Origin of the sequence: Syntrophus sp. (in: bacteria) (assembly GCF_040768185.1) — a bacterium.
In the GTDB taxonomy this organism is placed as follows: Bacteria; Desulfobacterota; Syntrophia; order Syntrophales; family Syntrophaceae; genus Syntrophus; species Syntrophus buswellii.
Genome location: NZ_JAXGNC010000014.1, coordinates 17,172 through 37,285 on the forward strand (window position 1 = coordinate 17,172; position 20,114 = coordinate 37,285).

The window sequence follows — 20,114 nt, forward strand, 5'->3', positions numbered from 1 at the left end:
TGAAGAAACCGGTCCGACCCGGCCCTATGTCAAAATCTCCTGCTTTGCATTCTTCAGGAGCCGCTCGACAACCCGGACCGCCTCGACGCCGTCCCTGGCGTACGCCGCTCCGATGTTCTCCGCATATGAGCGGGTGACCACGGCCCCTCCGATGAGAAAGGGGCAGGTCAGCCCTTCCTTTCTTGCCTGCTCGATGGCCGTTTTCATGGAGCCCATGGTGGTGGTCATCAGGGCGGACAGTCCCACGACATCCGGGGTTTTTGTCCGGATCGTCTCCAGGAGCCTTTCCGTGGAAACGTCCTTGCCGAGATCGAGAACCTGGTATCCGTGATTTTTAAGCATCAGGACGACGATGTTTTTCCCGATATCATGGATGTCGCCCTGAACCGTGGCCATGACGATCGTCCCCTTGGACCCTGCAGACGTTCCGCTTCCCTGCAGCCTCGGCTCCAGGACCTCCAGGGCCTTCTTCATCGCCTCGGCGCTGGCGATCAGTTGGGGCAGGAAATAAATCTTCCGGTCAAAAAGGTCTCCCACCTCGACAATGGCCGGAATGAGCAGGTCATCGACGATGCTTCGGGCTTCCAAGCCTGCGGTGAGGGCCGTTTCCGCCAGATCCGCGATGTCGTCGCGGTTGCCGTCCAGAACGGCTGTCCGGAGCTTTTCCTCCGGTGTCCGGGGCGTTGGAGCCGTCGAGGGTTCCGGTTCCCGGACTTCCGCCGCCCTGGCGGAATGGGCGATATAGCGTGCGGCCTGGGCGTCCACGCCTGTCAGGACATCGGCGGCCCGCTTGATGGACATGAGTTCTTCCATGGACGGATTGGCGATGGCCATCGTCAGTCCGGACAGCTGAGCCATGGCCAGGAAAGAGGCGTTGAGCCATTTGCGCTCCGGCAGGCCGAACGACACATTGGAGATGCCAAGGATGGTCTTGGCTTTGAAGCGGCTGGTCACCCAGGCGATGGTCTTGAGCGTCTCCACCGGCGCATTGGCATTGGTGGCGGCCGTCATGACCAGGCCGTCGACGACCATGTCCTCCTTTGAAAAACCCAGGCACCGCGCCTTTCTGTAGACGTCCCGGACGATGGCGATCCGCCGGTCGGCGCTTTCGGGTACTTCTCCGTCGGCCAGGGGCAGGAGGATGAACATGGCTCCGTAATGGGCGGCCAGGGGCAGGAGGCGCTGCATTTTTTCCTTTTCCCCGGAGATGGAATTGATCAGGGCCCGTCCCGGGTAAAGGCGCAGTGCCGTCTCCACGATTTCCACCCTTGCCGAATCGATGACCAGCGGCAGCTCCGTCGCCATGGACAGCAGGGCGAGGACGTTCCGGATTGTTTTTTCTTCATCGATGCCGGGAACGCCGACGTTGACATCCAGCAGATCGGCCCCCAGCTGCTCCTGCTCGCGGGTCATCTGCCGGACCAGGGACATACGGCCTGCGAGGAGCTCCTGTTGCAGGGCTTTCTTCCCTGTAGGGTTAAGGCGTTCGCCGACGATGACCAGGGGCGTGCCGCTCTCCAGGAGCCGGTATCTCCGGGCTGAGCTCACGGCGCTCAAAGCTTTGCGAACCGGGGGACGGGGCTGGGTGGATTTCAGCGATTCGGCCAGTCGCTGGATATGATCGGGTGTCGTCCCGCAGCAGCCGCCGAGCAGATTGACGCCCGCGGCGGCGAAGGCCGGGCCGTGACCGGCGAAGGTTGCGGCGTCCATATCGAAGAAGGCGTCTTCCCCTTCGAGCCGGGGGAGACCCGCGTTGGGCTTGGCCGCCAGGGGTACCGTTGCGTAAGGTTTCATGGCCTCGATCAAGGGGAGCATGTCTTCCGGTCCGGTGGAGCAGTTGCAGCCCACGGCATCGGCCCCAAGGCTCTGCAGGGTGATCAGGGCGGAGACCGGATCGGTGCCGTTGAGGGTGCGGCCCCCGTTTTCATAGGTCAGGGTAACCATCGTAAAGGCCGGACAGGTCTCCTTGACGGCCAGGAGTGCGGCGCGCGCTTCCTGAATGTCCATCATGGTTTCAATGATGAAAAGGTCGACTCCGCCCTCCGCCAGGCCCAGGATCTGTTCCGAAAAGGCGGCGACCGCCTCTTCAAAGGGGAGATCGCCGAATGGCTCCACAAAATGGCCGGTTGAACTGATATCGCCGGCGAGAAGGACCCCGGGGCCGACGGCGCGCCTGGCGATCCCGGCCAGCTCCCGGTTGATTTCCCGGACGCGATGGGCGTTTCCATATTGGGCAAGCTTATAGCGGTTTGCTCCGAAGGTGCCCGTGTAGACCACGTCCGCACCGGCCTCTCCATACGCCTTATGGATTTCCGACAGGGTCTCCGGATGTTCCAGGCACCACAATTCAGGGCAGGCACCGGGGGGCATACCCCGTTTCTGCAGCTCCGTTCCCGTGGCGCCGTCGAGGATGAGGATCTTCTTTTTTAAAAGGCGGCGGATTGCTTCTTTGGATTTCATGAGGTTACGTTCCAGAGTAGATGTCGTATGCTGAATTCTGTCATCTTTCAGGGGTTTGTATTTAGCCTGCCGGGGAAGGCCCTGTCAATAACCTTTTGTCCTTGTGAACGATGAGAAAAAGGATTCCAGAGAAAGATATTTCCTGATCGAACGCATCCGGTGTGCCGCATATGTTCCGGCAGGAGGGTAAGTGGCAACACCCCCGTCGGAACAACCCTTCCGTGCCCGTCTGCCTTTCCTTCCCAGCCGCCAAGCGGCGCGGTACCGCGGCAAAGCGAGCAATGGGCGTTGATCCCTGCGGCATCAACCGGAACCAATGCAGGCGTGACAGTGGTTATAGCATATTCGAATCCCGGCAATCACCCTATTTTTTATCGGGCAGATTTTCGGATCAGCATTGGATTGACACAACCGCCCGATGCGTCTATATTTGTGCCTGCAAAATCGGGGGGGCAGACGGAGGAGTGTCAGCCGTCCAGAGGATTGACGAGTTGTTGGAGATGCCGGCCCATCCCTGACCTTGATGGCAGGGACTGTTCGAATCGCTGCCGGGAGCGCCGGCTGGAATTGAATGGGGTGATTGAGTGGAAATTAAAAAAGCACAAGGAGAAGAGCATGGAATCAGAGGTCTACAAGAAGATTTTAAACATGGCGATAGAGAGGGAAATAGAGGCGGCGACGTTTTATCAGGACGTGTGCGACAAAACGGCGGACGGCAATCTGAAGACCATTTTCGGTCATCTGGCTGCTGAGGAACGTGGGCACCGCGCCTTGCTGGAGGGTTTTCTCACCGATGAGTCGCGGACCATGAAGTTCAAATCCGGCCCGGACTACAAAGTGTCCGAAACCGTCGAGAGGCCGAAATTATCCATGGAGATGAAGCCTGTTGACGCCATTGCGCTGGCCATGAAAAAGGAAGAGGACGCCATGAACATGTACCTCGGATTCTCCCGGGCCAGCGATGACGCAGGGCAGAAAAATATTTTTGACAACCTGGCGTCGATGGAACAATCCCACAAGGCGAAGCTGGAAGACCTCTATACCAATATGGCTTTCCCCGAGGTGTGGTAAGGAACGGTGCCCCTGCCCTGAAAGGTGTGCGGCCGCCGTCCGCCCTCACGGGGCGACGTCCCGGATGCCCGTGAGGGCCGTTACGGATTTTTCGGGGACGAGGAGGCAGCTTTCGGTGAGGATGACGCCGAACCGGTTCAACTGCAGCAGGCGATAAATCGTCCTCTGATTCTCCAGGGCAAAGTCTCCGTAACCTGCGGAATAGCGCCGGGGAAGGAACATCTTGTTTTCCCGGCGCAGAGAAGGGCGCAGAGACCCCAGGATCCAGTCCAGTGCGGCATCGGTCATCTCGCTGGCCGTGGCGTCCAGAACGACGGCCCGGGTCACATTACGCCCGGCGGCGTCATCGGCAATAGCCTCCATGATCGCCGAACCGGCGGTAGCCCCCAGGAGGGCCGCCTCCCGACAACGGTCAAAAAATCTGGCCAGGTGACGGCTCTCAAATGCCACTCCACCCTTTAGAACGACCCGGGACGGTGAGATTTCAGCTATTGGAAGACGCAGAACGGTCCCTTTCAGACAGATGAGGGACCGCGCCTCTTCCATGTAACTCTCGATTTCCGCGGACTGCTGAGGAGAGATCCGGGTGGCATCACGCCGGTAGCCCAGCCGCCGGTAGATCGATTCCCTGGGCAGGTCGATCCGGATGGTTTCAAAGTCGATACGCAGCCCATCATTCCGAAGGGGGGCATGTTCTTTCGCGGACACGAAATTGGGGCTCCTTTCATGAAGCTGAGGATCGCCGGTACCCGATTCCCCGGATCCGCAGGGTGCGGTTTGAACGTTCCGTCCGGGCCCCCAGAAATGTCTCCACCATCCAGAGTCGGGAATCAATGTGATCGGTGACCTCCGGAATTCTGAAGGAGCTCCAGCCTTCGGCCAGGGCTGCAAAGGGGATGATCTGATCCGCTACGTGAACATCGACCGTGGCTCCGGACTTCAGGGTTTCCATCAGCGTCCGGGCGACTTTCCTGCCGATGAACTCCGAACTGCGGCGCGGGGCTCCAGCGCAATCGGCGCCGAGCAGGCATCCCGTGTCGGTTTCCGCCCAGAGCGCCAGGGCTGCTCCCCCCTGGACGGCCGGTTGTTCATAGGCAGGGGATGCCTCCGTATCGTAAAGGGGGTCTATTCGCACTGAATATTCTCGGGCCTCCAGGTTCTTCCGGCATTCATCCGCCATCCTGTCCGAGACTCGGCGCTCCTGGAGCAGAGAAGACAAGGCGACGCCTTGAAAAGCCGTGGGCTTTCCCGGTTCGGTGAGGGTCAGCGGGGCAAGAGGGCGCCTCAGCGGCTTCACGTCGACGGCAATCTCCCCCTGCCCTCTGGGGACGTAACCGGGGCGGAGAATGCGCAGATCAATGTCCGCTCCCATCCGTTTCAGCAAGGGGATCAGGACATGCTGCAGGGAATAGACGGACGGTGCGAAGTCCTGAAAGAGTCCCCCCGTTATCCGGAAACGGGACGGTCGGTCGGCGTACAGGGCAAGGGGAAGGACGCCCAGGAAGAGCATGGTGGTGGAACCGGCGGTGCCGATGTTCCAGTCGTATGAGCCTCCTCGAATCGTCCGCCCCGGAAAGAATCGGATTTCCCCGGCCCCGAGCGACGCCCCTTCCAGGCGGCCCCGGCAGAGCTCGGCCATGGCTTCGATGGCCCGGAGATGCTGCGCTCTCAAACCCGGTTTCGGCAGCCGCTTCGCCCGGATGTTGATCAGGGAGAGGTCCTCCATGACGAGGGCGGAAAGGGAAACGGCGTCCCGCACGATGGTTCCTGATCCCGATTTCCGACTGCCGTCGATCTCGATCATCGTATGCTGCTCTTTTTCAGAACCTGGCGCTTGCGGCCCGGCAGAAAGGCGCTTAACCTCTGCTTTTGCGGGCGAGGTGCTGCATGAGTCCCCCGTCGGCAATCAGCTCCTGCATGAACGGAGGAATCGGTTCGATGGAAAGCGGCGACGCTTCCGCTCCTTCCATGAGAATGACTCCGGAATCTCCGTCGACGGTCACGGACCGGCCTTCAGCGATCCGGTCATAAAGCTCCGGGGACTCGAAAATAGGCAGCCCCATGTTGAAGGCATTCCGATAGAAAATCCGGGCGAAGCTCTTGGCGATCACGCAGGAGATGCCGGCTGCCTTGATAGCGATGGGGGCGTGTTCACGTGAGGAACCGCAACCGAAATTCTCGCCGGCGACGATGATGTCTCCTGGCCTCACCTTCCGGGGAAAGTCGGGATCGGCATCCTCCATGCAGTGGGCGGCAAGGGCCTGCGGATCAAAGGTGTTCAGATAACGGGCCGGAATGATGGCGTCCGTATCGATATTATCCCCGAATTTCCATACTTTTCCTTGAAATTTCATTGGCGTTATCCTTCCAGGGTCTTGAATCGTTTCCGGAAGCCTCTAACCGGAAGAGCTTGGGCGGGGCTTCCCGAGGATGAGATGATTTCAGGTCAATTCGTCGGGGCCGGCAATCCTTCCCAGAACCGCCGATGCGGCGGCTACGGCGGGATTGCTCAGATAGACCTCGCTGCGGGGGTGTCCCATGCGTCCTACGAAATTGCGGTTGGTTGTGGCGACGGCCCGTTCTCCCGCTGCAAGGATCCCCATGTGGCCTCCCAGGCAGGGGCCGCAGGTCGGGGTGCTCACCGCGGCATGGGCATCAAGGAAAATGTCGAAGAGCCCTTCCTTCATGGCCGCTCTGTAGACCTCCTGGGTGGCGGGAATGACGATCAGCCGGACCCGCGGATCGGCCCGGCGCCCTTTCAGCACGGCGGCCGCCGTCCTCAGGTCTTCAATGCGGCCGTTGGTGCACGATCCGATGACGACCTGATCGATGGGCACATGGCCCACTTCGCTGATTCCCCGCGTGTTGGACGGCAGATGGGGAAAGGCTACCTGGGGCTCTATCCTGCCGACATCGATCTCCATCACCTGGGCGTAAGACGCGTCGGCGTCGGAGGCATAAACGGTGTAGGGGCGCTTGGCCCTGGGCTGAACGTACGCTTCCGTGATGTCGTCGGGGGCAAAGATGCCGTTTTTCCCGCCCGCTTCAATAGCCATGTTGGCAATGGTAAAGCGGTCCGCCATGGTCAGGGAGGCGACGGTTTCGCCTGTGAACTCCATGGCCCTGTAGAGGGCGCCGTCCACTCCGATCTGTCCGATGATGTAGAGGATCAGGTCCTTTCCCGAGACCCAGGGATTGAGCGATCCGGAAAGAACAAACTTGATCGTTTCCGGGACCTTGAACCAGGCTTCCCCCGTGAGCATGGCCGCGGCCAGATCCGTGCTGCCCACGCCGGTCGCGAAGGCCCCGAGGGCGCCATAGGTGCAGGTATGGCTGTCCGCCCCGATGACGAGGTCACCGGGCAGGACGATGCCCTTTTCCGGAAGAAGGGCGTGTTCCACGCCCACTTCCCCGACTTCGTAGTAGTGGGTAATTTCCTGCTCCCGGGCAAAGTCGCGCATGATCTTGCACTGGGCGGCGGAATTGATGTCCTTGTTGGGGGTAAAGTGATCCGGAATGAGGACCACCTTGTCCTCATCGAACACCTTCTTTCCGCCAGCCTTGCGGAATTCCTCAATTGCAAGCGGGGCCGTGACGTCATTTCCGAGGGCGATATCCACCTTTGCATTGATCAGCATTCCGGGGTGCAGCTCATCAAGGCCGGTATGCCGGCAAAGGATCTTCTCCGTGATGGTCATTCCCATGATTTTCTCTCTCCAGTTGAAGGATTTTGAGTTTATCCTGATATCGCAAAACGCTGCTTAATTCAAGCCGAACAAATGTCTCCTACTCGTATTCCGGCTTGATCTTGTCGGGGTCCCGCTTGAGGAACTCCAGACGGTTCAGGGCATTGATGTAGGCCCTGGCGGAAGCTACGATGACATCAAGATCGGCCCCGTGACCCACGACGTTGCGGCCGTTGAACTTGAGCTGGACCGTCACCTCGCCCTGGGCGTCCGTACCGCCGGAAATGGCGTTGACGGCGTAGCGGAGCAGATCGTAGTTGGTCCGAGTGATTTTCCGGATCGCATCAAAGGTCGCATCCACGGCGCCGACGCCGAAGCCTGCATCCTGGACGATCTCCTTGTCGACCTCCATCTGCATCGTGGCGGTGGGGATGGCGATGTTGCCGCTGACGACACTGAGATAAATGAGCTTGTACTTATCCTCGGCCCTGTAGAGTTCTTCGTAGACGATGGCCTCCAGGTCTTCATCGAAAACGTTTTTCTTGGCGTCGGCCAGCTCCTTGAAACGGACGAACACCTTGTTCAGCTCCGTATCGGTGAGGTTGAAGCCCAGCTTCTTCAGGTGCTCCTGGACGGCATGGCGTCCGGAGTGCTTGCCGAGCACGATGTGGGAGTCGGAAATGCCGACGGATTGGGGTGTCATGATCTCGTAGGTGATCTTTTCCTTGATCAGCCCGTCCTGGTGAATGCCGGATTCGTGCGCAAACGCGTTTGCCCCCACGATGGCCTTGTTCGGCTGCACGGGGATGCCTGTAATCTGGGTCAGAAGGCGGGAGGACTGGTAGATTTTTTCCGTGTTGATCCCCGTCGTGAAACCGAAGAGGTCTTTCCGGGTCCGGAGGGCCATGACCACTTCCTCCATGGCCGTGTTTCCCGCCCGTTCCCCGATGCCGTTGATGGTGCATTCGACCTGGCGGGCTCCGTTCAGGATGGCGGCCAGGGAGTTGGCCACGGCCAGGCCGAGGTCGTTGTGGCAGTGCACGGAGATGACCGCCCGGGAAATATTGGGGACCTTTTCAAAAAGATGGGCAATCAAAGCCCCGAATTCACTGGGGACGGCGTATCCGACCGTATCGGGGATGTTGACGGTCGCCGCCCCGGCGGCGATGACCGCCTCGACCATTTCACAGAGATAGCTTCGTTCCGTCCGGGTGGCATCCATGGGGGAAAACTCCACGTTGGGCGTGTAGCCCCGCGCCCTCTCCACGGCTGCAATCGCCTCTTTCAGAACCTGTTCCCGCGACTTCCGGAGCTGATATTTCAGGTGGATGTCCGAAGACGAGATGAAGGTGTGAATGCGGGGATTGGCGCCATCCTGAATGGCCGCCCATGCCCGGTCGATGTCCTCGTTGTTCGCCCTGGCAAGACCGGCGATCTGTGCGCCCCGGATTTCCCGTGCGATCTGCTGGACGGAAAGAAAATCGCCTTCGGACGCGATGGGAAAGCCGGCCTCGATGATATCCACCCCCATCTTTTCCAGCTGCCGGGCGATCCGGAGCTTTTCCGTGGGGTTCATGCTGGATCCGGGGGACTGTTCCCCATCGCGCAGCGTGGTGTCAAAAATATAGATTCTCTTCCCTGTCGATTCCATAAAGACTCCTTCCCTGAAATTAAAAAAGGCCATGAGCTTGCCGCCCATGGCCTTTAGGTTTGTTCTTTTTTTTTTCGTTTACGAATGACCTAAAAACAAGGGGCGATTGAAAGAAAGGCGCAGAAGGGCGAGGCCCAAAAGCAGCAGGCTGTCTAAAAGGATATCGGCTTTTCTTCTATCTTCCAACGTCTTTAAGCCCTTTCAAAAATGATAACTTCTTGTAAAATAAAAAGCCGCCGTTGTCAAGGAATGAATGCTCTTACTGTTCCAGAACGTACCGGCAAACGAGGTCGCCCACTTCCCGTGTGCCCCGGCCCATCTTCCCCGCATCGAGGGAGGGGAGATCTTTCGTGATGGCCTTCTGCGCCGCTGCTTCAATGCAGGCCGCGGCCTGCGCCTCGCCGAGAAAATCGAGCATCATGGCGCCGGCCATGATGGCGGCCAGGGGGTTGATGACGTTTTGCCCCGTGTATTTGGGTGCGGAACCGCCGATGGGTTCAAACATGGAAACGCCCTCGGGATTGATGTTGCCTCCGCTGGCGATGCCCATGCCTCCCTGGATCATGGCGCCCAGGTCGGTGATGATGTCACCGAACAGGTTGTCCGTGACAATCACATCGAACCATTCCGGATTCTTGATCATCCACATGCAGGTAGCGTCCACATGGGCGTAATCCGTCGCGATATCCGGATACTCCTTGGCCACTTCGTAAAAGGTCCTTTCCCAGAGGTCAAAGGCAAAGGTCAGGACGTTGGTCTTGCCGCACAGGGTCAGCTTCTTTCCCTTGTTGCGCTTGCGGGTGACGTCGAAGGCGTACCGGATGCAGCGTTCAGCGCCCTTGCGGGTATTGATGGATTCCTGGATGGCGATCTCGTCGGCGGTTCCCTTCTTCAGGAAGCCGCCCGCTCCCGCGTAGAGCCCTTCGGTGTTTTCCCGGACGACGACAAAATCGATCTCCGCGGGGCCCTTGTTTTTCAGGGGCGTATCCACACCCTCATAGAGTTTTACAGGTCTCAGGTTGATGTACTGGTCCAGTTCGAAGCGGGCCTTCAGCAGGATGCCCTTTTCCAGAATACCCGGTGCAACTTCCGGATGGCCGATTGCGCCCAGAAAGATGGCCCGGTGCTGCTTCAGCTCCCGGATCACGCTGTCCGGAAGGGTTTCCCCGGTTCTTTTGTAGCGTTCTCCGCCCAGGTCATAGGTGGTATATTTAAGGCCGAAACCGAACCGATCGGCGGCGGCATTGAGCACCTTGATGCCTTCTGCAACGACTTCCGGTCCCGTTCCGTCGCCCGGAATCACGCCGACATGATATTCTGTACCCATGGAATCCTCCTCGAATTTTTACTGATTTCGTTAAACGGCTTACCGTCCGATGTCAAGAGAATTTTGATGACCGGGCAGGTGGAGCGGGCAAGGACAACGTGAGGAATCATCAAAAATATCAATTTCTTGAATGCGCTTTACTGCGGGATGAACCATCCTGCTCCGGGCCGTTCAGCTCAAACGGGTCCGCTCCCCGTTCCATCCGCTCTTCGAAGCTGTTTTCTGCGGGAAATCCGGCTTGACATCCCCTCCCTTCACCCCTATACTCTGCTCCTCGATAGGGATTGTCCTATCGGTATGTTTGTCTAACCGGGTGAGATTTGAAGGAAAAACGCGTTTATCAACGTTACACGATCAGTAACGAAGAAAGCAGACATCTGCAGGATGAAATCAAGCTCGACGGAGTGTCTGTGCGTCTGGTGGATTTTTCCGTGGGCGGCTTGTGCGTTATTTCGGGGCAATCTCACGCAGTGGGGGACATTGTATCCGTTTTCGCCAACTTTGCAATAGGAGGCCGGATCGACCTGACCGGCAGAGTGGTTCGGGTGGTGCCGGAGGGAACCTTCTGGTCGGTGGCGGTTGATCTGTCAGGCAATTATAAAACCCCTCCCATGCGTAAACCCTAGAATCCAGTTCAGAACCGGGGCTGTTTTGAAAAAGAACAGTACCCTGCTCAAGATGACCGCCCGCATCCTTCCGTCCGTAAGATCGAAACCGCCCCGGTTTGCATTCTCCTGCCACGCAATCGTTCAGATCCGGCCCTCCGGATGTTGCGGCCTTCCCACAGGAACGGACGGCGACCCCGTAAATTGTATATCCCACCGATTCCCGGGCGGATTCATGGAAATGGTCCAGGCTCGAGGCCCCCTTCACGGCTGCTCGTTTCGAAGGATTCCTCCCGAACTCGAAAAACTCCCGGCATCAGATTCCGCGGGCATCCTCGAGCAGCCAGGAGAAGATGCGCGGCAGTCGCGCCTGCCAGGCCTGCTCGTTGTGAAAAGCGCCCGGCTCCACCACGTAGCGCAGTTCGTGTTCCTGCATCCCGATCCCTTTGAGATGGTTGTGGAAGCGTCCGGCGGCATCCACGTAATCCAGGAACATACTGTCATGCCAGTACCGTTCCTGATCCCCTGTGTCCATGTAGAGCTTGATCCAGCGGCCTGTCGGGGCGTCCCAGAGCCGGAAGATTTTCCCGCCGGCCCACATGATCGTCGGGGAGACGGCGCCGATCCTGCCGAAAACGCCGGGAAACGCCTTTCCCAGGAAAAGGCTCATGAGCCCGCCCATGCTTGATCCCATCACCCCTGTCCAGTGGGGCTCCGGCAGGGTCCGGTAGGTCCTGTCGATGAAGGGCTTGAGGTGATGGGCCAGGAAATCGGCAAAGAGCCAGCCCCGTCCCGATGCGCCGACCGCCGGTTCATCCCAGGGAGAATACTCGGAGAACCGGTCCGGCGAGGAATCTACGGCTACGATGATCCAGGGCCGCAGGCCGCCTTCGGCGATGAGGCGATCCATGGCGCTGTTGGCGCACCAGGTGTGGTAAAGGGCCGATGCGGGATGGTTGAAGACGTTTTGCCCATCCAGCATATAGAGAACGGGAAACCGCCCATCGGGATCGCCGTCGCAGGCGTCCGGGGTGTAAATGCGGAGGGTGCGGCCCTTTTCCTCGGGGGGGGAATGAAAATCCGAGAGGATGTCGATGGAGCTCATGATTCCTCACCCGGGGCGAATTCGCGGCCTTCGTCCCACCCGGCCGAATCGTTGGATCCGCTCCGGCTTATGGGGGCCGGAAGGGGCCGTTCAATGGCATACGATGTTGTCATTCCAGTTCAGGGATTCAAGGTATGTCTTCACGCTGGCGATGGTGGCGAGAAACATCCTGGAGCCCGTCATGACCGTGAAGACGTCGTTTCGATTGCCGCAGGCGCCGGCAAATTCCGGTCCGATGACCACCGCCGGTTCCGGGGCGTCGGGCCGCTCCTGCAGGGCGTTCAGGTAGGTCTCCAGGCGGTCCTTGAGGATCTGAAAATAATCGATGGGCTGGCCGACCACCAGTCCAAAGGTTTCGGACAGGTTCGAAGAAAAATTCTGAACAGCCTGCCAGTAGCATGCGCCGATCACGTCCTTTTGCGGGGCGTTTCCCAGGCAGTAGGGGATGGCCCATCCCACGCTGATGATTTTCAGAATGTGCAGCTCGTATTCGACGGTATCGCGCTTGATGTCGGCCGCCTCGTGAAGATCGGCCATCAGCGCCTTGACGTCTTCCCTGTCCACGGCGAAATTGAAGAGGTCTTCCGCTGCCCGCTCGATGCCGGATTTTGCTTCGATTGACTTTTCCATCATAGGTATCACCGCAAATTTTTAAAGGTTCACATTCAATCCCCTGCTGCGCAGGTACTCCTTGACTTCCCGTATGCGGAATGTCCGGAAATGAAACACCGAGGCGGCGAGAAGGATTTGCGCCCCGCCTTTTACCACTCCTTCGTAAAAATGCTCCAGCGTCCCTGCGCCGCCTGATGCGACGACCGGCAGGGAGACCGCGTCGGCGATGGCCCTCGTGAATTCCAGGTCATAACCTGTGAGCGTTCCGTCACCGTCCATGCTGGTCGGCAGAATGGTCCCGGCTCCCAGATCCTGGCACTCCCTGGCCCAGGCAATGGCATCCTTTCCGACGGGTTTTGTTCCGCCGGAAACCACCAGCTCGAACCCCGACGGCATCTCCCTGTTTCTACGGGCGTCAACGGCCACGGTGATCCGCTCCTTGCCGAACTCCAGCGCCGCCTTTTTTACCAGGGACGGGTCCTGAACGGCGGCGCTGTTCATCGACACCTTCGAAGCGCCTGCTGCAAGGGTCAGCCTGATATCGTCAAGGCTTGCGATGCCGCCTCCGACCGTAAGGGGTATGGAAATAACCGAGGCCACATTCGTTACCCACTCCAGGCGCGTTTTCCTGTTTTCGAGGGTTGCGGCAATATCGAGCATGGCCAGTTCGTCGGCCCCCTCGCTCTGGTAGAATTCCGCATTCTCCACCGGGTCGCCGGCATCCTTCAACCCTACGAAGTTTACCCCCTTGACGACGCGGCCTTCCTTCATGTCGAGGCACGGCATAATCTTGATCGTTTCCATTTTATTCCTTTCTCACGCAGTGTCTTTTATAGTGATCGAAAAATTTTCATAGCACGGTGATCCCTCTTTTATCAAATACTACGATTCACGTTTTGAAAAATTGAGATCTGCCGAAATTTATAGTAGCATTCCGAAGATGAAAGCCGGGGTGATGCGATTCGATCGGGAAGACAAGTTTGGAGTGGCAACGAAGCATCGCTGTTCCGGCCCGTGATCCGGAGGCGCCTGAAGCAAGGAAGAAACTCGAGATGGGACCCTCCCCGCATCTCTTTGCCGCCGGCCGGATCGCGAAGCTGGCGACCAGAAACCGGATCAACCACGCGGCGACGGAAACCAATTCCCCCTATGCCGACGGCTTTCCGGGAACAGCCGGGCCGAAGCGGATCGTGGTCATCGGCGGCTGGCCCGATTGTTGAAGAAACAGCCGAATCGCAATCCTTTCAACTCATTCTCTGGACATTGAGGATAACCCATGTGCGGTCGCTTCGTCCTCCTTGCTGATTTTTCCGAAATCGCCGGAGATTTCGATATTCAGGAAGTATCGGGCGACGTAAGGACGGGCAGGGACATCTCTCCCGGCCAGCTGGTGACCGCTGTCGTTCGCCATGGAAAAAACCGGCTCGTCAATTTTCGCTGGGGATTGATCCCCCCCTGGGCGAAGGACCCGTCGATCGGCAGACGGATGTTCAATGCCCGGGCGGAAACCGTATCTGAGAAGCCCAGCTTCAGAGGCGCGTTTCAGAAGAGGCGCTGCGTGATCGTCGCCGATGGATTCTATGAATGGCAAAAGCTCAACAGGGCAAAAAAGCCCTTTTATTTCAGCCTTCAATCAGGAAGACCCTTCGGATTTGCCGGTCTTTACGAAAGCTGGCTGTCTCCAGAGAGGGAGCGGATTCAGACCTGCACGATCATCACAACCGTCTCCAATGAATTGATAGCGCCGATTCATGACCGGATGCCGGTGATCCTGGGCAGGGACGGCGCTTCGATCTGGCTTGACCCTGAAAATCAGAACGGGGAGCAGCTGCTGTCCCTGCTGAAGCCCTTTCCCGCGGAGGAAATGACCGTGGAGGAGGGCGTGATGAAACTGGCCCGATAGGAGGTTATTCATGGACAGGAACTTTCAAGACCGCTTTTTGGAGAAATGGACCAGATATTTTGCCGGTGCGGAATTGCCCATCGGGTTTTATTATTCCGATACCGCAGATCGGAGAAACAGGGCAAGAATTCCCAGGGGGCATCGCTGCATCATCGGAGATTTAGCGAAAGTCCGCATGGGAAGGCCCTTGTGCTTCGATGCAGGCACCATCGGCTGCTTCGGGGGAAAGCGATACCTCGGCTTTGAAAGCGCATTGGCCCCGGATTTTGAATATTTTCTATCCTGCGGCATTCCCGGCAAACTGGAGGGGGAGCGATACAAGAAGTCTCCGGAGCTTGTTACAGAGCATCTTCGGCACCAGAAGCCGTGGAAGGCGCCTGGAGAGTATATCCACTTCAAAAGAATCGACATGATGGGGGAAGAGGATCAACCCCTCGTGGTGATCTTTTTTGCCTGTCCGGATGTCCTTTCCGGCCTGTTCACCCTGGCCAATTTCGACCAGGCGGACCCCTGCGGCGTTTTTGCTCCTTTCGGCGCCGGCTGCGCCTCTATTGTGGACTATCCCTATCAGGAGCTTCAATCTCCCGAACCCCGGGCCGTTCTGGGAATGTTTGATGTTTCGGCGCGCCCTTATGTTCCTTCCAATGTGCTGAGTTTTTCCGTCCCCTGGCCAAAGTTCGTCCGCATGGTGGACAACATGGAGGAGAGCTTCCTGATCACCGGATCATGGAACAGCGTGCGCAGACGAATCAAAAAGACCGGGGATCGCCCCTGATCGGACGTTGCTGGAGCTGTCCTGAAAAACCCTGTAGGAGGGGATATTCATGGAGACAAAGGAAGAAGCTGTTCTGAATGCGATGACAAATGAGGGGAAGCCCATGCGGTCCGGCGACATTGCAGAGAAAGCCTGGATGGACCAGGAGGCTGTGTCCAGGATTCTTGCAACGCTCAGGAAGGAAAGGAAAATCTCATCGCCGAAACGGTGTTTCTACGTGCCCGTTTAAGAAGTGGGCTGGGCAAGGCCCTCGCTGCCGCCGGGCTCATCCTCCCCGGAAGGGTCATAGTTCAGGATGCTGCACAGTTCGTCGATGAATCCTCTTTGACCTGTGAGGAGTTTTTTCTTTGCAAGCGGGATGGGAAACCACCCGGCCCGATCCACTTCAGGAAATGCGGCCTGTCTTCCGGATTTTGGAGGCCATTCCATCGTGAAGGTGTTGCTTTGGACGGCCGCTGCGTCAAGGTCGCCTTCGAAGGCCCATGCGCTGACGATCTTTCCGCCGGCCTGCCGTTTCGGCGTTAAGCGTAAAAATGGGCCCTCCGCTTCACAGCCGGTTTCCTCTCTGAACTCCCGCGTTGCGGCCGGCAGGGGATCCTCATCCTCGAAGTATTCGCCTTTGGGAATGGACCAGTTCCCTTCATCTTTTTTTGCCCAATACGGTCCCCCCGGGTGCACGAGAAACACTTCCAGCCTGGAGTTCCGGTACCGGTACAGAAGGAGGCCCGCGCTTTTTTTTCTGTTGTGGATCGCCATGCCTTGCCGCAGGTTTCTCCTTCCGTTTCATCACAGATTTTGTATCACCTGATCCGCGGAATGCATTGCGCCGGTTTTTCCCTTACGACCGCGGCGGAGCGGATCTTTTCCGGAAATAAGCAAGCGTTGAAACGATCAGCATCATCGGGATGCCCAATTCGAGGATTTCCTCCATGCTTCTGAAGGACAGGGAAAGAGCCGCCGTTAATTCCAGGCCCAGGCGGCTCAATTTGGCTGACAGGCCGTCAACGCCCTTTGAGACGGCCATGAAGAGCAGGGCGACCCCGATGCTCATGGATGACGTCTCTTCTCTGACCTTCGCGGGAAATGTTTTCAAGTGCTTCCGGAGGCAGAGGATCAGGCAGGCAAGAAGAGCCAGGCAGACAAGGGCGCCGATCATCTTTTCGGGCAGGGGAACCGATGGGCTCAGGTAAAACTTGGATTTGAAGATGCCCATGGTTGTGAACCTCGTATGGAAGTCCAGTTCCCTGAGGCCGAAGGCGGCGACCAGAACGAACAGATAGGCGTGTTTCCTGAAAAAGTCCCAGCCTCCCTTCAAGATCATGATCAAAAGGACGAGAACATAACCGGCGGCAGACGCTATTTCGATGGGCCCGTTTTCCCTGACGAGGCTCCTCAGTGCTTGTTGATCCAGTAACTGGACGGAGGCGAGAAGGGCGACCAGACCGAAGATGGCAGCCATCATCAGACCGCGATACTTTTTTTCATCCTGGCGCATGTTCCTGTCCTCTCCCCGCCGGAAAGGCTTCCGGCCGGCAGCCGGAGCCCGCCTTGGCGCTCCCTTCTTCAAATCCCGCCGTCCTGTATGCGGAGGAATCAACCCGGCGCGCATCCGATCTGATTGTTGAATGGTTCCCCCATATCAGAATCGCTGAAAAAAATACATCGGCAATTAACTGAATGGCAGGGCTTGCAGGCGGGAAATTACCGGTTCTCCAAGGTCAGCCGGGAAGCAATTTCCCATGTTTTTGTTGCATGCAGGCTCAAAATTCCATATAAATATAACCTCCCCATTACGTGCACCGGTTCATGACCCTCTTACCCCTGTTGTCTGCACGTTTTCCATCGATCAGCCGGAATGGGATTTTCCTCCAGCGGAAACAGGCCCCGCATTTTGCGGGAACACTTTCTTTTTACGGCGGCCCCGGCTTTCGCACCATCGCTGACCTTTCGGATATGGCGCCACCTGCCCGGTCCGGTTTCCCGCTTTCATGAAAGCGTCGCGGCGCAAGGCAGCGGCCGGCGGGCCAACCTTCATCGATCACCGGAGGCATGTCACGCATCATGAACCTTGCCGATATACTTCAAAAATACAGAGATCACATTGCCCTGAAGTGGGCGCATCGCCTTCATGAAGAGGTCAGTTCCGGGTACGCCAGGCGCCCGTTGGAAGAGCTTCTTCAAACGACATCACAGGCCAGCGAAGCAAACTACGCCGCGATGGTCCGGGGGGACTTCTCAAAAGTAGACGCCTTCATCGTCAAGGTCTGCAAACTGCGCCTGGAAGGCGGCTTTTCTCTTTCGGAAGTCCAGAAGGCTTTTGAAATCTACCGGACGATCCTGATTCCGATCCTTGCGAAAGAGTTGACGGGCGATGCCCTGCTGGAGGCGCTGCAAAGCCTCAATGCCTGTTTGAGCCGGACCATCTTCGCGTTCAGCGACTATTTTTTGAATATGGCCAATGCCAAACTTCTTGAAAAGCAGAAGAAACTTGATGAAGACCTCCAGGCGGCCGCCGGGATTCAGCAGTGCCTTCTGCCGCAGAGGCAGGAAAAGAGCCGGAAGGACGAAGACCTGGAGATCGAGTGGAAGTTTACGCCTTCCGAAACGATCGGGGGCGACATCTTCAACGTGATCCACCTCGACGAGGATCACCTCGGGTTTTACATGATCGACGTCAGCGGACATGGGGTGCCCCCGGCCCTGGTGACGTTTTCCCTTTCCCAGACCCTTCAGCCCCACATGGGATGCACCATCAGGAAGAAGCCCGGCTGCACGCCGGATTATGAAATTGTCTCCCCGGGAGAAGTGCTCACGGCCCTGGACCTGGAATACCCCTGGGAGCGCTTTGAAAAGTTTCTGACCGTCATCTATCTCATCGTCGATATCCATCATGGCCATCTGGTCTACAGCAACGCCGCCCATCCCCCTCCCATTCTTCTTCATGCCGATGGGACCTTCGAACTGCTGGAAAAGGGGGGGACCATTATCGGTCTGGGAGGGGTCCTGCCCTTCGAGGAGGAGGATAAGGCCTTTTCAGCGGGGGATAAAATCATTATTTATACGGACGGAGTGTTTGAATTTACGAACGACAAAGGGGAATTGTTCGGGGAGGAAAGGTTTCACGCCCTTGTGAAGAGCCTGCATGGACTGGACATCGGTGCCATGCTGGATGAGATCGTCCGGGCCATCGAGGGCTTCGCTCAGGGAGAAAAGCTCAGGGATGATGTGAGCATCCTGGGGCTTGAGTTTAAGAAACGGATTCCCGCGGCCTGACCAGAGGAGATCCGGAGCCGGCGATTTTCCCTTTTTCAGGGCATCAACCGGGAGCGGATCGTACGGGTGATGCCTTCCAGGGTGTCATTGGGGCAGCGGCTCATGTCGAGCTCCCCGTCCCTGGCATAGGGGCTGAGGATCTCATACAGATCCTCCGGAAGCCCTCCGTATTGGCCGAGAAAGGAGCGGAGCCGCGCATGGAGACTGAAGATCCGCTTGCTTTGTTCCGGCAGGTCCAGGTAGCCATCGATGATCTTCAGAAGCCGGCTGCGGTCATGGGGAAGCTTTCCATACAAATCCAGGAGATTGGAGGCGCTGTCGCTCAGGAGTTCGGTTTCCGCATCAATACGGCTGATCAGGATCCTCAGCTCTCGGACGACCTGCTCTTCCGGGCACTCCGTGAAGCTGCCCTCTTTCACCGCCTGCTCCAGGGGCGTCTGGGGAAAAATTTCCAGCGTCCGGAGGCGGACAAAATCCGGGGCGGCGGCATTGATGACCCGGGCCGTTTCCAGGGCATGCTCCTCTGAACGTGCGGTGCCGCCGAGGCCGGGCATGATGTAAACCGAGCAGGAGAGGCCGGCTTCTTTCGTTTTCAGGCAGCCCTCGATGTGATCCGCGTTGCATTCCCCTTTGTTCACGAAGGCCAGGACCTGGTCGCTTCCGCTTTCAATGCCGAAATGCACCCGGTTCAGCCCGGCTGCGGCCATGGACCGCAGATCGGCGAGGCTCCGCTGCCTGGCCGCCGTCCGGGTCCGCCCGTAAACGGTGAAGCGTTGAAGGGACGGAAACCGGGATTTGATTTCGCCCAGGACCGTGGCCAGGAATTCCGGCTTCAGGATCAGCCCGTCCGCATCACCGAGAAAACAGGTTTCCCCTCCGGCCATCCGCCAGCTCAGCAGATGGGCAAGGCTGTCCTCAAGGGAAGGCTGGTCGTTGAACCAGGAGATAAACCAGGCCAGGCGAGGATCGACATCTTCCGGAATCTCCGCGGCTGCCTTCTGCGTCCGGGCTTCATGATGCGCTTTCCTTCCGGTCCGGCGGATCTCCTCGGCCAGTCCGGGAAGCTTTCCGTAATCGGCCCGGGTATACCCGTTCATGCCGATTCCGCCGGCCAGCATCCAATCATCGAGCTGCCTGGCCCTATCGATGTCTCTGCGGATTTCATCGAGTGAACGACGGGAAAAACGGGCCCCCATTTTGTAGACCGGGCAGAATGCGCACTTGTTCCAATAGCAGTTACGTGTCAGCCGAAAGGTCAGGCTGCTGTTTTCCGTGGGAGGCCGGATCGAACAGATCTCGAAGGGCTCCAGGCCGCCTGGATTCTTCTCGTTCATACGCTCAAACCTTTCTTGCTTGCGTCGATGCCCATCCTTAAATAATCCCGGAGTGGGGAAGGAATTTCGCTCGAGATCTCACTTCCATGGCGCCTTCTCTTACCGAAGCTGCTCTGGCAGGTGCTGCCGTCCATCGGCTCGCAACGTCGGACGACCTTGGACCCTTCCCGTCCGATCCGGCTGAGCAGTGGCGGCAGGCAAATCGAAATCCTCTCTGCGAAGGACAATTCGCCCTATTTTCCCCTTTTCCCGGACACTGTCAAGGACTATCGCTCAGGGATGTGGCAACTGCCCGTACCCTGCCTTCGGGGT

At 58.1% G+C, this 20,114-nt stretch carries 21 protein-coding genes; 7 read left to right on the top strand and 14 right to left on the bottom strand.

The window, feature by feature from the left end:
• Positions 1-24: 24 nt before the first annotated feature.
• The gene (locus AB3175_RS12140; RefSeq protein ID WP_367361208.1) at positions 25-2,460 is read right to left on the bottom strand and encodes a homocysteine S-methyltransferase family protein; all 2,436 of its coding nucleotides are present in this window, start codon (positions 2,458-2,460) and stop codon (positions 25-27) included.
• Between the two features lie 615 nt (positions 2,461-3,075).
• Between AB3175_RS12140 and AB3175_RS12145 the strand changes: the two genes are divergently transcribed.
• Positions 3,076-3,531: a ferritin family protein gene (locus AB3175_RS12145; protein ID WP_367361209.1), complete on the top strand. Its 456-nt coding sequence runs from the start codon at positions 3,076-3,078 to the stop codon at positions 3,529-3,531.
• 45 nt (positions 3,532-3,576) lie between these two features.
• Here the strand turns inward: AB3175_RS12145 and AB3175_RS12150 are convergent, their stop codons facing one another.
• From AB3175_RS12150 to AB3175_RS12175, 6 genes are all read right to left on the bottom strand, one after another.
• Entirely contained in the window at positions 3,577-4,239 is a 663-nt protein-coding gene (locus AB3175_RS12150) for a hypothetical protein (RefSeq protein ID WP_367361210.1), read from the bottom strand.
• A gap of 16 nt (positions 4,240-4,255) precedes the next feature.
• Positions 4,256-5,335, bottom strand: coding sequence for an RNA 3'-terminal phosphate cyclase (rtcA, locus tag AB3175_RS12155; RefSeq protein WP_367361211.1), 1,080 nt, complete (start codon positions 5,333-5,335; stop codon positions 4,256-4,258).
• A 52-nt stretch (positions 5,336-5,387) separates the two neighbouring features.
• A complete protein-coding gene (locus tag AB3175_RS12160; RefSeq protein WP_367361212.1) occupies positions 5,388-5,885 on the bottom strand; it encodes a 3-isopropylmalate dehydratase small subunit in 498 nt (165 codons plus the stop codon).
• An 87-nt stretch (positions 5,886-5,972) separates the two neighbouring features.
• Positions 5,973-7,235, bottom strand: coding sequence for a 3-isopropylmalate dehydratase large subunit (gene leuC / locus AB3175_RS12165; RefSeq protein ID WP_367361213.1), 1,263 nt, complete (start codon positions 7,233-7,235; stop codon positions 5,973-5,975).
• An 82-nt stretch (positions 7,236-7,317) separates the two neighbouring features.
• Positions 7,318-8,868 carry a 2-isopropylmalate synthase gene (locus AB3175_RS12170; RefSeq protein WP_367361214.1) on the bottom strand — a complete coding sequence of 517 codons (1,551 nt, stop codon included), beginning with the start codon at positions 8,866-8,868 and terminating at the stop codon, positions 7,318-7,320.
• A 259-nt stretch (positions 8,869-9,127) separates the two neighbouring features.
• Positions 9,128-10,195: a 3-isopropylmalate dehydrogenase gene (locus tag AB3175_RS12175; RefSeq protein ID WP_367361215.1), complete on the bottom strand. Its 1,068-nt coding sequence runs from the start codon at positions 10,193-10,195 to the stop codon at positions 9,128-9,130.
• Between the two features lie 320 nt (positions 10,196-10,515).
• Here AB3175_RS12175 and AB3175_RS12180 point away from each other — a divergent pair, with 320 nt between their 5' ends.
• Positions 10,516-10,821, top strand: coding sequence for a PilZ domain-containing protein (locus AB3175_RS12180; protein ID WP_367361216.1), 306 nt, complete (start codon positions 10,516-10,518; stop codon positions 10,819-10,821).
• Between the two features lie 295 nt (positions 10,822-11,116).
• Here the strand turns inward: AB3175_RS12180 and AB3175_RS12185 are convergent, their stop codons facing one another.
• The 3 genes from AB3175_RS12185 to hisF form a co-directional block, all read right to left on the bottom strand.
• Positions 11,117-11,905, bottom strand: a complete 789-nt coding sequence (locus tag AB3175_RS12185; protein WP_367361217.1) for an alpha/beta hydrolase — start codon at positions 11,903-11,905, stop codon at positions 11,117-11,119.
• Between the two features lie 90 nt (positions 11,906-11,995).
• Positions 11,996-12,538: a hypothetical protein gene (locus AB3175_RS12190; RefSeq protein ID WP_367361218.1), complete on the bottom strand. Its 543-nt coding sequence runs from the start codon at positions 12,536-12,538 to the stop codon at positions 11,996-11,998.
• A gap of 18 nt (positions 12,539-12,556) precedes the next feature.
• Positions 12,557-13,321, bottom strand: a complete 765-nt coding sequence (gene hisF, locus AB3175_RS12195; RefSeq protein WP_367361219.1) for an imidazole glycerol phosphate synthase subunit HisF — start codon at positions 13,319-13,321, stop codon at positions 12,557-12,559.
• 176 nt (positions 13,322-13,497) lie between these two features.
• Between hisF and AB3175_RS12200 the strand changes: the two genes are divergently transcribed.
• Genes AB3175_RS12200 through AB3175_RS12215 form a run of 4 tightly spaced genes read left to right on the top strand, consistent with a single transcriptional unit; the run spans position 13,498 to position 15,424 of the window.
• Positions 13,498-13,737, top strand: a complete 240-nt coding sequence (locus AB3175_RS12200; protein WP_367361220.1) for a hypothetical protein — start codon at positions 13,498-13,500, stop codon at positions 13,735-13,737.
• A 56-nt stretch (positions 13,738-13,793) separates the two neighbouring features.
• A complete protein-coding gene (locus AB3175_RS12205) occupies positions 13,794-14,420 on the top strand; it encodes an SOS response-associated peptidase (RefSeq protein ID WP_367361221.1) in 627 nt (208 codons plus the stop codon).
• Between the two features lie 10 nt (positions 14,421-14,430).
• The gene (locus AB3175_RS12210) at positions 14,431-15,195 is read left to right on the top strand and encodes a DUF169 domain-containing protein (RefSeq protein ID WP_367361222.1); all 765 of its coding nucleotides are present in this window, start codon (positions 14,431-14,433) and stop codon (positions 15,193-15,195) included.
• A gap of 49 nt (positions 15,196-15,244) precedes the next feature.
• Entirely contained in the window at positions 15,245-15,424 is a 180-nt protein-coding gene (locus AB3175_RS12215) for a transcriptional regulator (RefSeq protein WP_367361223.1), read from the top strand.
• Here the strand turns inward: AB3175_RS12215 and AB3175_RS12220 are convergent.
• Positions 15,421-15,951: an NUDIX domain-containing protein gene (locus AB3175_RS12220; RefSeq protein ID WP_367361224.1), complete on the bottom strand. Its 531-nt coding sequence runs from the start codon at positions 15,949-15,951 to the stop codon at positions 15,421-15,423. The genes AB3175_RS12215 and AB3175_RS12220 overlap by 4 nt on opposite strands.
• A gap of 82 nt (positions 15,952-16,033) precedes the next feature.
• The gene (locus AB3175_RS12225) at positions 16,034-16,690 is read right to left on the bottom strand and encodes a hypothetical protein (protein ID WP_367361225.1); all 657 of its coding nucleotides are present in this window, start codon (positions 16,688-16,690) and stop codon (positions 16,034-16,036) included.
• 566 nt (positions 16,691-17,256) lie between these two features.
• On the opposite strand from AB3175_RS12225, the gene AB3175_RS12230 reads away from it, so the two are divergent.
• Positions 17,257-18,468, top strand: a complete 1,212-nt coding sequence (locus AB3175_RS12230; RefSeq protein ID WP_367361226.1) for a PP2C family protein-serine/threonine phosphatase — start codon at positions 17,257-17,259, stop codon at positions 18,466-18,468.
• Between the two features lie 35 nt (positions 18,469-18,503).
• Here the strand turns inward: AB3175_RS12230 and AB3175_RS12235 are convergent, their stop codons facing one another.
• Together AB3175_RS12235 and AB3175_RS12240 are read right to left on the bottom strand one after the other, a co-directional pair.
• Entirely contained in the window at positions 18,504-19,802 is a 1,299-nt protein-coding gene (locus tag AB3175_RS12235; protein ID WP_367361227.1) for a radical SAM protein, read from the bottom strand.
• The gene (locus AB3175_RS12240) at positions 19,799-20,029 is read right to left on the bottom strand and encodes a 3-deoxy-7-phosphoheptulonate synthase (protein ID WP_367361228.1); all 231 of its coding nucleotides are present in this window, start codon (positions 20,027-20,029) and stop codon (positions 19,799-19,801) included. Before AB3175_RS12240 ends, AB3175_RS12235 begins: the two co-directional genes overlap by 4 nt.
• Between the last annotated feature and the right edge of the window lie 85 nt (positions 20,030-20,114).

Coding starts and splice junctions, on each gene's coding strand:
- AB3175_RS12205 (WP_367361221.1), top strand. CDS start 13,794: ATGTGCGGTCGCTTCGTCCTCCTTGCTGATTTTTCCGAAATCGCCGGA.
- AB3175_RS12220 (WP_367361224.1), bottom strand. CDS start 15,951: ATGGCGATCCACAACAGAAAAAAAAGCGCGGGCCTCCTTCTGTACCGG.
- AB3175_RS12160 (WP_367361212.1), bottom strand. CDS start 5,885: ATGAAATTTCAAGGAAAAGTATGGAAATTCGGGGATAATATCGATACG.
- AB3175_RS12175 (WP_367361215.1), bottom strand. CDS start 10,195: ATGGGTACAGAATATCATGTCGGCGTGATTCCGGGCGACGGAACGGGA.
- AB3175_RS12140 (WP_367361208.1), bottom strand. CDS start 2,460: ATGAAATCCAAAGAAGCAATCCGCCGCCTTTTAAAAAAGAAGATCCTC.
- AB3175_RS12230 (WP_367361226.1), top strand. CDS start 17,257: ATGAACCTTGCCGATATACTTCAAAAATACAGAGATCACATTGCCCTG.
- AB3175_RS12185 (WP_367361217.1), bottom strand. CDS start 11,905: ATGAGCTCCATCGACATCCTCTCGGATTTTCATTCCCCCCCCGAGGAA.
- AB3175_RS12170 (WP_367361214.1), bottom strand. CDS start 8,868: ATGGAATCGACAGGGAAGAGAATCTATATTTTTGACACCACGCTGCGC.
- AB3175_RS12215 (WP_367361223.1), top strand. CDS start 15,245: ATGGAGACAAAGGAAGAAGCTGTTCTGAATGCGATGACAAATGAGGGG.
- AB3175_RS12235 (WP_367361227.1), bottom strand. CDS start 19,802: ATGAACGAGAAGAATCCAGGCGGCCTGGAGCCCTTCGAGATCTGTTCG.
- AB3175_RS12145 (WP_367361209.1), top strand. CDS start 3,076: ATGGAATCAGAGGTCTACAAGAAGATTTTAAACATGGCGATAGAGAGG.
- rtcA (WP_367361211.1), bottom strand. CDS start 5,335: ATGATCGAGATCGACGGCAGTCGGAAATCGGGATCAGGAACCATCGTG.
- AB3175_RS12210 (WP_367361222.1), top strand. CDS start 14,431: ATGGACAGGAACTTTCAAGACCGCTTTTTGGAGAAATGGACCAGATAT.
- AB3175_RS12225 (WP_367361225.1), bottom strand. CDS start 16,690: ATGCGCCAGGATGAAAAAAAGTATCGCGGTCTGATGATGGCTGCCATC.
- hisF (WP_367361219.1), bottom strand. CDS start 13,321: ATGGAAACGATCAAGATTATGCCGTGCCTCGACATGAAGGAAGGCCGC.
- AB3175_RS12190 (WP_367361218.1), bottom strand. CDS start 12,538: ATGATGGAAAAGTCAATCGAAGCAAAATCCGGCATCGAGCGGGCAGCG.
- leuC (WP_367361213.1), bottom strand. CDS start 7,235: ATGGGAATGACCATCACGGAGAAGATCCTTTGCCGGCATACCGGCCTT.